Here is a 12,177-nt window from a genome sequence, read left to right as displayed (position 1 = left end):
GAATTCGAGACCGTCATGACCACACCGGCCCTCCAGGTCGTGTGACCGAACCTGTCACCCAAACCTGCAGCAGACCCGCCTGCTTCCGATCCCAGGGGCGGCACTCGTCCGAGTCAGGAGCCGATGTGCTGCACCAGCGTCAACCCGCCCGCGCGACTCGTCCAGTCGGGCGGGCCGTCTCTCGTCCCGGGTTGGTCCGATTGGTCGGATCTGCCGGTGGGTCGCGCCGGGACGTTCCGGGCGGCGGCAGAGCCGAGGTTATGAATGCGTCACCTGACCATCCATGAGCATCAACCTCAGGAGCCACACGATGCGCCCCATCAGAGCAGCCTGTCTCGGCACGGCCACTGCGCTGGTTACCCTTCTCGCCTGCGCCCCTGTCGCGGCCGCCGCCGCGACGGACACCGATTCCGCCGACGCCAGGGGCGGAGACCGGGTCATCACCCTCATCGGCCGGCTCGCGCAGCAGACGCGCTTCCCCGTCAACCCCGGCGGCGCCCCCGCCCAGGGCGATCGGACCGTCTTCCGCTCGATCCTCTTCGACCAGTACGGCAACCAGGTCGGCGACACCGGCGGCACCTGCACCACCACCCGGGTCGACAACAGCGGAGCGGAGGAGTGCGTCGTGACCTATAACCTCCCGGGCGGCCAGCTCTCCGTGCAGGGGATGGTCTTCGGCATTCTCAACCCGGGCCCTCCCCCTTCGTTCGACAACGGGATCACCGGCGGCACCGGGGAATTCGACCGGGCTCGTGGTTCGGTCCACGCCGACACGATCGCTCCGGGCACGAGGCGCTTCACGATCGACCTCGACCGCTGACCGACCCTGCCCCCGCCCGGTGAGAAGGCTGGCCCGTCCACGGCACCGCCCACCGGCTCGAACAGGACCGGGACCCAGCTGAGACTTCCGCCTTCGAAGCGAGATACCGCGCAGCTCCGCAGCGCATTCGAGCGCTTGCCTGGCGTGGCCCCGAGTCGCTTGCCCCATCGGTCACCCCTGCCAGGAAGTCGGTGAGGGCGCTTCCCTTGGTGTCTGTGCTCTCCGGCCAGATGGCACCGTGCCCCAGTCGACGGGGTGTCCCATGGCACCGGAGCAGGCTGCTCGTACTGCTGCCAGTTGCTCTCTTGCAAAAGAACGCCTCGTAGCGCACCTCGAATCCACGCACGTACTGGTTGGGAGCCCCGTGTGTTGCGCACACCGTCCCCGTCACCCGGTCCGTGGCAACGCTGAAAGACCTCACTGGCCTCGGGGTCTTGCATGTGCGGGGTGGTCGGCGGAGAGGTGCCGCTAAGGCTTGTCCCGTATAACGCTGTGAACTGGGAGATCGGTCGGCGGTACTGTCGGCCGATGGAGCCTGAGACGTCGAACGAGTGCCCGCTTCATGGTGCTGGGGTGAGCGCGCATTGCTTGGTGGGTCGTCGGCTCGCGGAGGTCGTCGGGTCGTGGCACTTGTACGGCAGTGATAGCCCCGCGGGCCCGCTGGATGTGTGGCTGATCGATGACCGGGGTGCCGCCATCCACCTCACGACCGGATCGGATTGGTGTCTGATCGTTGAGGCGTCGAAGCCGCACGCCGGCTACGACATGGGCGACTCGGGGCGCGTCATGGTGGGGGCGATTGGTGAGGAGACGCCGTTCGCGGACCACGTCGGGGAGGATGTTTTGGCGGTGCGGGAGGAGCACGCACCGAACACCGGGCGCGTCGCCCTGGAGCTCGGCTCAAGGCCGCCCGCTCCAACCTCCGCTTCCAAGACCGGCGCATCGCCGACCTCGAAGCCCGCCTCGCCGGCCCTACTGGCCAGGGGCGAAGTAAGAACCGGACAGTCGCCGCGGGTCACACCGCGGCGACGACATCTCGGTCAGCGCCCCCTGCGGCGAAAACAAGGTGAGTGGAGTCTGGTCAGCCCCGCAGAATGACTCATGCTCATCGACCACTGGCCTCTGCTCGGACTGCGACTGACCACGCCTCGCCTGGAACTCCGTCTGCCCTCGGGTGAGGAACTCTCCGAGCTCGCCGACCTTGCGGCGCAAGGCGTCCACGATCCAGACCGCATGCCCTTCTCCGTCCCCTGGACAGATCTGCCGCCCCGGGAACGAGCACGCTCGGTGGTTCAGCACTACTGGCTCCGGCTTGGCAACTGGACCCCGGACAACTGGGCCCTGAATCTCGCGGTCTTCGAGCACGGCCAGATCGTCGGTCAGCAGACGATCGCCGCCCGCAACTACGCGACCCTGCGTGAGGTCGACACCGGCTCCTGGATCGGCCTTCGACACCAAGGACGAGGAATCGGCACCGAAATGCGCGCAGCCGTCCTTCACCTGGCGTTCGCTAGGCTGAAAGCAGCCGAGGCAACCTCCGGAGCCTTCGCGGACAACCCATCATCGTTCCGGGTGTCCAGCAAGCTTGGCTACGAGCCAGACGGCGTCGAGCGCCTGACCGTGCGCGGCCAGGACACCGTCATGCGCCGACTGCGGCTCTCCCGCGCGCGGTGGGAGGAGCACCAGCAAGCAAGCGTCTCAATCGACGGACTCAGCGCCTGTCTGCCTCTGCTCGGCCTGGCGGATAAGACCGACGAACTGCCCGATGGGCTTCACTGACCGGCCCTCGTGAGCTAACCAACCACCTCCACGCCCCGGCCACCGACCCCGGTGGCCGGGGCGTCGAGCGACATCACCCAGACGAGCGACAGCAAACGAGCTGAGCCGCCGTCACGGACATTGATCCGGTGCCGACCCGGCTGTCCTGTCTCTGCGACGTGTAGGCAGTCCTGCTCTTCCGTAGGCATGTACGGCTGGGTTCGGCCATGTGTAGGCAAGCTCTGGAGAGTTCCGGTCTTGTGTGGGTACGGCGCTCACGGCGCCTCTACGGTCAAGGCGGCTGATCGGCGCCGTACCGGGGGTCCGGATGGACGCGCGCGAGGTGTCGGCGGAGGACGTCGAGCTGGAGTACGTCAGGACGGCCGGTATCCGTCAGCGGGGGTCTGCCCCCCAGTCAGCCTCTGACGATGCAGAAGGGGTGCCCAGCCGGATCGGTGAGAACCCGCGCCTTGGCCCCGTGAGGCTGGTGATACGGCTTGCCCGCGCCCAGCTCCAGCAGCCGGGCCTCGGCCTCTTCCAAGTCCTCATCCACCTTGAAGCAGATGTGAAGCTGCTGGGGAACGGTTTGGTCAGGCCAGCGCGGAGCCCGGTAGTCGTCAACCCGTTGGAAGCCGATGGAGAGTCCGTCCTCACGGTCGAGACCGGCGAAGTCGGCGTCCGACTCCGGGGGGGGTTCGAGGCCGGTGGCCTGCTGATAGAAGGCCGCCAGAACCAGCGGATCAGGGCAGTCGAGTGTTATCGCGCTCAACTTCATCTGCAGGAGCATGACACCTCCGGGGCGACCAGTGGACTTCCGCAATGAGTTGTGTTCATCTTGAACGTGCAGGTCACGGGGGTGGCATGGGTGGGTGAGGTCATGCTCGTGCTGGTCGGCGGCGGCTGTCTGCGGTGAAGATCGTCGGTCAGCGGGCGATCTCGTGCCAGTTGAGGACCATCAGCGCGCGGACGAGCCGGGTGGCCCACTTCACGTCGAGGCGGAGCCGGGTCAGTACGCGCCAGTTCTTCAGGTGTGCGAAGGCGTGTTCGCAGACGGCTCGTTCTGCGGCGATCAGCTGGTTGACCTGCTTCTTCGCGGGCGGGAGCTTCTTGCCCTCGGGCTTCTTGTAGCCGGTGATGACCGCCGGGTCGCTGCTGTTCTCGCCACCACCGTCGAGGCGGACGAAGCCGAGGTCGGCGATCGCGGCGAGGCCGGCCGAGCGGAGTCGGCCGATCAGGTCGTCGTGGCGGCAGGCGGTGATCTCCGAGCCGCGCGCGGGTCGGGCGGTGGAGGTCCACAGCAGCCGGCCCTTGACATCGATCAGGGCGATGACCAGCAGCCCGTACCGTTTGTGCTTGGCCGACCAGCGGCGTCTCATCGGGGGGCCGGTGCGGCGCTGGGTGGGTATCAGCGATCCGTCGATCAGGACGACGCTGCCACCCGCCCGGGCGATTTTCGCCAGCACCCGCTCCAGCCTGGGGGCCCGCGCGGCCAGCAGGTCGATCACCTCCTTCAGCCACCGGTCCACGGTGGTGCGCGAGAGGCCGTTGCCGCCGGCGAGGTCGGCAAGCCGCTGGTCATGCCGCACCGCGGCCAGCACGATCACCGCGATCCGCCCGGCCGGACGCTTGCGCCATCGCGAGCGGATCTTCTTCAGCTGGGCGGACAGCAGCCCGGTCAGGAAGGTGAGGGTCCGCGTGGACAGCTCCAGCCGACACTGGTAGACAAGCTCACTGTGGCCCCCGGTCGGGGGTGAATTTTGTAGGCATACTTCATCAACCAGGGCCGGGGGCCGCTCAGTTACGGGGCCGTGGCGGGAGATTTACTCCCGGATGGTGAAGGTGCCGTTCGGCAGCTTGTGCAGCCAGCCCCGGACCGCCAGCTTCGACAGCTTGCCGCGCAGCGGCTCCAGCCGGCCCGGCACCACCACGTCGATGCCCAGCTCGGCGCCGACATCCTTGACCATCACCGGGCCGCCCGCGGCCTGCACAATCTGCAGCATCCGCCGGTAGTCGCCCGGCAGCGCGGACGCATCCACCACCTCCCGGCGGTGCGGCACCTTCAGAACTGACCGGCCCGCGACCTGCACCTGCTGCGGCAAACCGGCGTCCTGTCCGGCGGCCTCGGCCTCCTGTTCGTACAGCCGGCGCAGCACCCGCTCCGCGACCGCGAGTTCCTCACGCTCGGCGTCCACCTCGGCCAACTGCTTGGCCAGCGACTCGGCAAGCTCGTCCAGCTCAGCCCGGCGACCTGCGATCTTCTCCAGCGACGACACGCCTTCCCCTCCCCAACGGCCAGACACCCTCAGGGAACCGTAGGAGCCCCGCCGAACACCTCACGGCCGAAGCCAAGGACCCCCATCCGGGACGTGTCAGACGATCTACACTCCAGCCTCCCGCCCTCGACCAGCACAAGTACGCCACCGACCACCCACGCCAGCACCGCTGACCAGGACAAATTCAGGCTGTACAGGTCTCAATAAGGCATACCGGACGTGGTTTGGTGACCCATTGCCAAGCCGCACCGCGGTCGGCGTCACCGACCTGGCCCTGGACGCAGCAGTGGAAATCGACGTGATCGCTGCGATCCCCGAGAGCACCAGCATGGCTGGCACTCCCCAAATCGCTACCTGACTTTCGCTCTGCCCTCGGCCTTTCGTGTTCGGTCGTCAGCTTTCGGTTGCCGCCCCATTCGTCGTCGCGGTGCGTGTGCGGGCACGCAGGCGGCCCGCTCGTCGCATCGGGTGGGCGCCGGTTGCCACGGTCCGGTCGGTGGCTCTGCTGCTCGTCGGGATTCGAGGAGATCGACATCGCCGACATCCCCGACGTCCCGGATCTTCCCCGGGCTGTTGTCGGTCAGCCTGGATCCGGGAAGGTGCCGAGCCGACTGATCGTGTCGGTGATCTCTTCCGTCCATGGCCGGTGGCGGGCGCATCGCAGGCGCCGTTGGCGTGCGGTCGCGATGAGTTGGGCAGCGGCGGAGAACAGCCGCAGCTCCCACGGCAGCAGCGACCGGCAAGCCGAGGTCCGTGGCTTCCGGGTCGAGACAGCGTGACGGCGGCGGTGCCGGCCGGGCCGGCACCAGTCGTGGTCACCTCATCACCCCACCGCTCGCTCCCGGGCTGTTGGATCCAGGACCGGCCTTCGGAGACGGGTCGTGGTCTCGGACATAGACGGTGACTCGCGCCCCGTTGACGTGGGTTGTTCCGTACTCGCGGAAGTGGCGCCGCAGGGCGCTTGTTTTCGCTTCCTCCTGCGGGTTGGTCGGCGAGTGCGCACCCTCCGGGTCGCGGACCGCGACGATCCGGTCGAATTCCAGCATGCGTGCCGCTATTTCCTGGGCGGGAAGCTCGACACCTGCAAGTGTGTTCGACGAAACGGGGTCCTGTGCCAGGGCGAGATCTGTCAGGAAACGGGTGTCCTCGGGGTTGGCCGCAGTCAAGATCCGGTGCTGGCCGGAGAGATAGAGCAGCCCGTCGCCGGGACGGCCTTCCTTGCGTACGGTGGCGCCGATGGCGGTGACGTCATTGCTCCGGCTCTGGGGCGTCCTCAGTGAAAGGCTCGGCTGGACGAGCGCGGCCAGTACGGCAACCGCCGCGATCCACGCGTTGCGGGAAGACTGCTGCCGCCGGTGGAAGTAATCCATCCAGGCGCCCAGCAGCAAGGCGATTCCGATATTGCTGTAGAGCACATACCGGTCGACGAAAAGGGGCTTGACCAGTGAGGCGATCAGCAGCAGAAGGCCCGGAAGCACAAGAATCGGCACAGCCAGCACGGAAAGCCGCACGGGCCCCTTCACCCCCAGGGGCGCTCGGGCACACGCCACGCCCACGACCGCCACAACCAGGAAATAACGAAGCCGCACCGGTCCGCTGATCCAGGACACCTGCCCCGACTGCCCCGCACTGCAGATCGCCAGCGGCAACAGCCCGGCCACGACGCACGCGGCAGCCACACTCCACGCCCTCAGCACCGGTCGTGGAGCACGGGAGACGACCAGTGTGACGCCGTGTGCAACCAGGGCGAGGACCGCGAACTCATGGAGCAGACAGGCCAGCAGCATGGTGGAGCCATAGACCGCCCACCGCCACCGGGCGCGATGCGGGACGCTGACCAGGAGCGCATAGGTGGCCCAGGTGACCAGGGCACAGACCATGGCATACGAGCGGCCTTCCTGCGCGTACTTCTGTACCTGGGGAAGGAGCGGAAACACCAGCCCGGCCAGCAGCCCGGCACGGGGTCCCGCCAGGCGTAGCCCCAGAAGCCCGACTCCGCTCGCCGCCACGGACATTGCCAGCACAGACGGCAGCCGCAACGCCAGCAGCCCTCCGCCGAAGAGACCGAAGATCTCATGCATCACGGCGTAGTAGAGGGCATGGACCAGATCAACATGCTGGGCGGTGAGCCATATCTGCGAAAGGTCGCGGTGCGCGAGCTGATAGGTGACGGACTCGTCCCCCCACATGGTGTTCTTCCTGCGGATACCCCAGAGCCCTAGAGCGATGGTCAGCGCCAAGGGCGCGATGACGACAACGGCTTTGGCCGGGCTCGGTGATGGTCGACGGGCGGGTACGGGAGGGGAAACCGTCCTGGCCACGGCGGGGCCACGTTCATCAATGGACATCGGCGACAGGGCCTTTCAGCTGTGGCGAAGACACTCCGCCAGCGTGCCCGGACCTCGTTGACCGGAGGCTGACCCAACCTGACCGGTCGATCAGGAAGGCGGGCCGACGCTGTGCGAAGCTGCACCACATGCGCATCCTGGTGGTCGAAGACGAGGTGGACCTTGCCCACACCCTGCACACCGGTCTGACCGCCGAGGGCTACAGCGTCGACCTCGCCCATGACGGCCGGCAGGGACTGTGGATGGCCCGGACCGGCGAATACGCCCTTGTCGTACTGGACTTGATGCTGCCCGGACTCAACGGTTACAAGGTCTGCGCCCAGCTGCGCCGGGAGGGCAACGCGACCCCCATCCTGGTACTCACCGCCAAGGACGGGGACTGGGATCAGGCAGAGGCCCTGGACACGGGGGCCGACGACTACCTGGCCAAACCCTTCTCCTACGTGGTGCTCGTCGCACGGCTGCGGGCGCTGGTCAGACGGGCCGCCACGGTCGCCCCGCCCGTCCTTGCCGTGGGCGACCTCTCGTTGGATGTCGCCGGCCGGGTCTGCCGCCGGGCCGGGGCCCGGGTGGAACTCACGCCCAGGGAGTTCGCCGTGCTGGAGCTGCTGGCCCGCCGGGCGGGCCAGGCGGTCTCCAAAACGGATCTGCTCTATCACGCGTGGCCCGACGAAGCCCAGGATCCCAACCTGGTGGAGGCACGCGTCAGCGCACTGCGCAAGAAGGTGGACTCCGCGTTCGGCCGACGGTCCCTGCAGACCGTACGGGGTACCGGCTACCGGCTGGTGGACGACCGTGAACGCGACTGAGCCGCGACGCCGCTGGTGGCCGCGTTCGGTACGAGCCGGCGCGGCCCTGGCCGCCGCCTCTACCGCCGCCGTCATCCTGGTCGGCATCGGCTGGTGGGTACACCACGACGTCTACCGCCAGAGCACGCAGATCGCCGAAGAACAAGCCCAGATGCAGCTCTGGTCTCTCTGCGAACAGTTGAGACAGGGTGTCATTCCCGTCTCCACAAGCGCCGTGCCGTACGAGGTCGTCGCGACCGGCCGACGCACCGCTGTCGCTTCCGGCGGGGCCCTGAGCATCGCCTACCCCGGCACCCACCACGTGATGCCCACCCCGCCGACAGCCGGGGTGGCCGGGCTAACACCTCTTACTACCGTCCGCATACCTGTGAACCGCCACTACAACCCCAGGGACAAATTCGATATGGCCGGCGGGACCCAGCGGGTCATGACCGCCGATATCTGGGCCGATGAACTGAGCAGCGACAAAGTCGCCGCTCTGGGCGTCGCCGCCGACGCCAAGCTGCGGGTGTATGTGGTGGTGCTCCCGTACACAGCCGAGGCAAACACCAAGATCACCGACCGCGTGCTGCTGCGGGCCGGGCTCGTCAGCCTCGTACTGATCGCCGCCGTCGCCTACTTCGCCGTCCGCATCGCGCTGCGGCCGGTCGAAGCCATCCGCGTCCTCACCGCCTCGGTCACCGCGAGCGACCCCCGCGAACGCGTCACCGTCCCCGCCACGGGACACGAGATCACCGCCCTGGCCACCACCATCAACAGCACCCTCCAGCGCCTCGACGACGCCGCCGCCCAGCAACGCCGCTTCGTCGCGGACGCCGCCCACGAACTACGCAGCCCCCTCACCACACTGCTGGCCAGCCTGGAAGTCGCGCTCGCCTACCCGGAACGCACCGACTGGCCCGCCGCGGCCACCACCGCCGCACGACAGACCCGCCGCCTCCACGCCCTCGCCGAAGACCTGCTGCTCCTCGCCCGCCTCGACACCCGCACCCCCATAGCCGGCCCCGACACCGTCGACCTGACAGCCCTCGCCTTGCGGCTGACCGAGCAGTACCCCCTCACCGAACGACCGTTGACCCTCACCTGCGACAGCACCGCCCCCGCACACGCACACGGAAACCCAGACGAATACGAACGGCTGCTGCGCAACCTCATCGACAACGCCGCCCGCCACGCCGCACACCGCATCCAGATCACCATCCGAAACCAGGACGCCTGGGTCGTCCTCACGGTGCACGACGACGGACCGGGCGTGCCCACCGAGGACGCCGAGCGCATCTTCGAACGCTTCGTCCGGCTCGACGACGCCCGCTCCCGCGACCACGGCGGCACCGGCCTGGGCCTCGCCATCGCCCGCGACCTGGCCCACCGCCACCGAGGCACCCTCACCCTCACCCCCCGGCCCCTCGGAGCATGCTTCCAGCTACGCCTTCCCCGAGCCCCCACCCCGGCCGAGGATGACGCGCTTCACCGCGGCAGCCCTTCGGAACCGGAAGACCACCAGATGACCACGCCCACCGCCACTGCCGCAGAAACGATCATTCACTTCACCCGCCACCTGGCTGAGGCCGGCTGCTGTGGACCTCCACCGCCCGACCCGCGCGCGGCTCGGAGATCACCGCCTGCCGCCACGACGACCTGGTCGGCCGACTCCGCTCGGCCGGCCTCGCCGCGATCGCCGACCTCGGCTTCGTTGGCCTCGACGGTGGTGGCGAGAACAGCAGCGACCCGGCGGTCATCACCGACTACAAGAAGCCCGAGGGCAAGAAGCTCCCGCCCGCGAAGAAGCAGGTCAACCAGCTGATCGCCGCAGAACGAGCCGTCTGCGAACACGCCTTCGCACACCTGAAGAACTGGCGCGTACTGACCCGGCTCCGCCTCGACGTGAAGTGGGCCACCCCGCTCGTCCGCGCGCTGATGGTCCTCAACTGGCACGAGATCGCCCGCTGACCGACGATCTTCACCGCAGACAGCCGCCGACCAGCACGAGCATGACCTCACCCACCCATGCCACCCCCGTGACCTGCACGTTCAAGATGAACACAACTCACTGCCTTCAGCATGAAGAGCCCTACGCCGAGTCGAGGGCCTTCCCCAATCGGCATCCCACGAAGACCACTCCGACCGCTGCTTGACACTCAAAGACTTGGGATGTCTGCCGGGACCGGGTCACCGCCTACACCAAGGCGGTCAAGGAAGCCGCCGCGGACGCCCTGGAAGTCGCCGATCGCTGGCACCTGTTGCAGAACCTGTCCACCGCGGTGGAGAAGACCTGCCACCAGCACCGCGGCTGTCTGCGCAAACGTGCCGAGGAGGAGACGGTGACTGAGGTGCCGGAGCCGCCCCCGATGTTGTTACCGCCCGCGGAACTGCCCAGCACTCAGATCATCGAACGCACCCGCCACCGCTACGAGGACATCCACCGCCTGCTGGAGAAACGCTGGACGATCAGCGCCATCGCCCGCCGTCTGAACCTCGACCGCAAGACCGTGCGCCGCTTCCGCGACACCGACCTGGACGAGCTGCTGGCCTCCGCCCGCGAGCGCCGCCCCAACGGCGTCCTGGAGCCGTTCAACAAGTCGGGATCGACCTTGAAGAACCTCATCTACGACCGCTTGCCTGACGCAGTCGACCGGCCCTGGCGGACGGAGATCTGACATGGCCGTCCACCTGCGCATCGTCTCCCTGACCGTCACGACCGCCGAGGCGGAACAGACCTACCGCTTCGACCGGCCGGCCACCGTGGTCACCGGCCCCATCGGCACCGGCAAGTCCAGTCTGCTGATGCTCTTCAAACACGCCCTCGGCGGCAGCGCCATGCTCACCCCCGCGGTCCGTGACAACGTCCTGTCCGTCCGCGCCGAGGTCGTGGTCGGCGACGAACGCGTTGTCCTCAGACGAACCATCGAGGGGGACACCGCCGAGACCGTGGATCTCCTCGACCCGCGCTCCCTCGCCCTGGAGCACACCCTGCCCGTGCGGGCCGGGGAAGGTGCCACAACGCTCTCCGACCACCTGCTGGACGCGCTTGGCTTCCCGCGCGAACAGATCGCCGCGCGGCGAGAGGGCGCAGCGCGGCCGCAGGACCTCACCTTCAACACCTGTACGCCTACGTCTACCTCCAGGCCCGCGAGATCGACCGCCAGGTCGTCGGCCACCTGGACAGCTGGTTCGAGCCCAAGCGCAAAGAGCTCTTCCGCCTGATGTTCGCGCTCACCGACAGCGCACTCATGGAGCTCAAGCGCACCAAGAACGAGCTCACGGACAGGCTGAACGCCAGAAATACCGAGCACGCCAACGTCGGCGCCTTCCTGGCGGCCTCCGACCCCCGCAGCGACGACGAACTGCGAGCCGAACTCACTCAGCTTCGCGACACCCTCGAACGGGCCGAGTCCGCCCTGACCAGCCTCCGCACCGAACTCGAGGAACAGAGCGCCACCGACGCCGCGTTGCGCGACGAACTGCAGAGCGCCATCCGAGCCGCCCGGCAGGCCGAAGAAGAAGTGTCAGCGGCCACTGACCTCGTGGAGGCGCGGCATGCCGTGGTTGCTCAGGTGCAACTCGACCTCTCCCGTCTCGCACGGTCAGCCACGGCTATCGACCAGCTCTCCCCCTTCGAATTCGTCGTCTGCCCGCGGTGCATGCAGTCTCTGGCCGCTCGGGCCGTCGAGGACGGCCACTGCCTCGTCTGCCTCCAACCCGATACGGTCGAGGCGGACATCGACCCGGCAGCCATCGAAGAGACACGCACGGCCCTCCAGCACCAGCTCCAGGACGCCCAGCACATCCAGCAGTCGGACGAGGCACACCTGCAGACCGTCCACGAGCGGTCGCAGCAACTCAGTTTCGCCGTCACCAGCCTGCGCCGACAGCTCGACGCCCAGACCCGCGATGCGGTCGCACCGCGCTTCGATGCCATCGCCGATGCCAGCTCCCGCGTCGCCGCGCTCAAAGCGAGCATCGATGCCATGACGCAGCTGCGCGAATCCTGGGCCCGGGTGCGAACCATCGACGCGGACATCCGCTCACTCAAAGCCGACCGCCGGCAGGTCAACAAGGACATCAGGGATAAGTCGCAGCAACTCGCAGCCCGGCAGACACTGCTCGGCGACCTGAGCACCGAGTTCGGCTGGCGGCTCACTGGCTGGAACCTGCCCTGGGTCACCACG

General features: G+C 68.0%; 11 protein-coding genes and 4 pseudogenes. 11 read left to right on the top strand and 4 right to left on the bottom strand.

Annotated elements, in window-relative coordinates; genetic code table 11:
• The first annotated feature begins 310 nt into the window (after window positions 1-310).
• From KVT44_RS54565 to KVT44_RS54555, 4 genes and pseudogenes are all read left to right on the top strand, one after another.
• Window positions 311-820, top strand: a complete 510-nt coding sequence (locus KVT44_RS54565) for a hypothetical protein (RefSeq protein ID WP_254651190.1) — start codon at window positions 311-313, stop codon at window positions 818-820.
• A 68-nt stretch (window positions 821-888) separates the two neighbouring features.
• Window positions 889-1,146 (top strand): annotated as a pseudogene (locus tag KVT44_RS61355) (hypothetical protein); the annotation flags it as partial.
• A 202-nt stretch (window positions 1,147-1,348) separates the two neighbouring features.
• The gene (locus tag KVT44_RS54560; protein ID WP_217576563.1) at window positions 1,349-1,918 is read left to right on the top strand and encodes a hypothetical protein; all 570 of its coding nucleotides are present in this window, start codon (window positions 1,349-1,351) and stop codon (window positions 1,916-1,918) included.
• Window positions 1,919-1,921: 3 nt separating this feature from the next.
• A complete protein-coding gene (locus tag KVT44_RS54555; protein ID WP_217576561.1) occupies window positions 1,922-2,599 on the top strand; it encodes a GNAT family N-acetyltransferase in 678 nt (225 codons plus the stop codon).
• A gap of 394 nt (window positions 2,600-2,993) precedes the next feature.
• On the opposite strand, the gene KVT44_RS54550 is transcribed toward KVT44_RS54555, so the two are convergent.
• The 3 genes from KVT44_RS54550 to KVT44_RS54540 form a co-directional block, all read right to left on the bottom strand.
• Entirely contained in the window at window positions 2,994-3,365 is a 372-nt protein-coding gene (locus KVT44_RS54550) for a VOC family protein (protein WP_217576559.1), read from the bottom strand.
• A 136-nt stretch (window positions 3,366-3,501) separates the two neighbouring features.
• Window positions 3,502-4,182: a transposase family protein gene (locus KVT44_RS54545; protein ID WP_308314415.1), complete on the bottom strand. Its 681-nt coding sequence runs from the start codon at window positions 4,180-4,182 to the stop codon at window positions 3,502-3,504.
• A 216-nt stretch (window positions 4,183-4,398) separates the two neighbouring features.
• Window positions 4,399-4,851 (bottom strand): hypothetical protein, encoded by a 453-nt coding sequence (locus tag KVT44_RS54540; RefSeq protein WP_217576557.1) that lies wholly within the window; start codon window positions 4,849-4,851, stop codon window positions 4,399-4,401.
• A gap of 103 nt (window positions 4,852-4,954) precedes the next feature.
• Between KVT44_RS54540 and KVT44_RS61350 the strand changes: the two genes are divergently transcribed.
• Window positions 4,955-5,209, top strand: coding sequence for a Rid family hydrolase (locus tag KVT44_RS61350; RefSeq protein WP_217576568.1), 255 nt, complete (start codon window positions 4,955-4,957; stop codon window positions 5,207-5,209).
• 457 nt (window positions 5,210-5,666) lie between these two features.
• On the opposite strand, the gene KVT44_RS54530 is transcribed toward KVT44_RS61350, so the two are convergent.
• Window positions 5,667-7,199: a glycosyltransferase family 39 protein gene (locus KVT44_RS54530; protein ID WP_217576555.1), complete on the bottom strand. Its 1,533-nt coding sequence runs from the start codon at window positions 7,197-7,199 to the stop codon at window positions 5,667-5,669.
• Window positions 7,200-7,327: 128 nt separating this feature from the next.
• Here KVT44_RS54530 and KVT44_RS54525 point away from each other — a divergent pair, with 128 nt between their 5' ends.
• The 6 genes and pseudogenes from KVT44_RS54525 to KVT44_RS59640 form a co-directional block, all read left to right on the top strand.
• The gene (locus tag KVT44_RS54525) at window positions 7,328-8,008 is read left to right on the top strand and encodes a response regulator transcription factor (RefSeq protein WP_217576553.1); all 681 of its coding nucleotides are present in this window, start codon (window positions 7,328-7,330) and stop codon (window positions 8,006-8,008) included.
• Window positions 7,995-9,464: pseudogene (locus KVT44_RS54520) on the top strand (sensor histidine kinase); the annotation flags it as partial. The gene KVT44_RS54525 and the pseudogene KVT44_RS54520, both read left to right, overlap by 14 nt.
• Before the next feature lie 116 nt (window positions 9,465-9,580).
• Complete coding sequence (locus tag KVT44_RS54515; RefSeq protein WP_217576566.1) at window positions 9,581-9,958, top strand: transposase family protein; 378 nt, start codon at window positions 9,581-9,583, stop codon at window positions 9,956-9,958.
• A 212-nt stretch (window positions 9,959-10,170) separates the two neighbouring features.
• A pseudogene (locus tag KVT44_RS54510) lies at window positions 10,171-10,665 on the top strand (transposase); the annotation flags it as partial.
• 1 nt (window position 10,666) lies between these two features.
• A complete protein-coding gene (locus KVT44_RS59645; RefSeq protein ID WP_254651189.1) occupies window positions 10,667-11,212 on the top strand; it encodes an ATP-binding protein in 546 nt (181 codons plus the stop codon).
• Window positions 11,212-12,177, top strand: a pseudogene (locus KVT44_RS59640) (hypothetical protein); the annotation flags it as partial. The gene KVT44_RS59645 and the pseudogene KVT44_RS59640, both read left to right, overlap by 1 nt.

The sequence above is a fragment of the Streptomyces sp. GbtcB7 genome, assembly GCF_019091445.1.
In the GTDB taxonomy this organism is placed as follows: domain Bacteria; phylum Actinomycetota; class Actinomycetes; order Streptomycetales; family Streptomycetaceae; genus Streptomyces; species Streptomyces mirabilis.
This window is presented reverse-complemented; position numbering and strand designations above follow the sequence as displayed.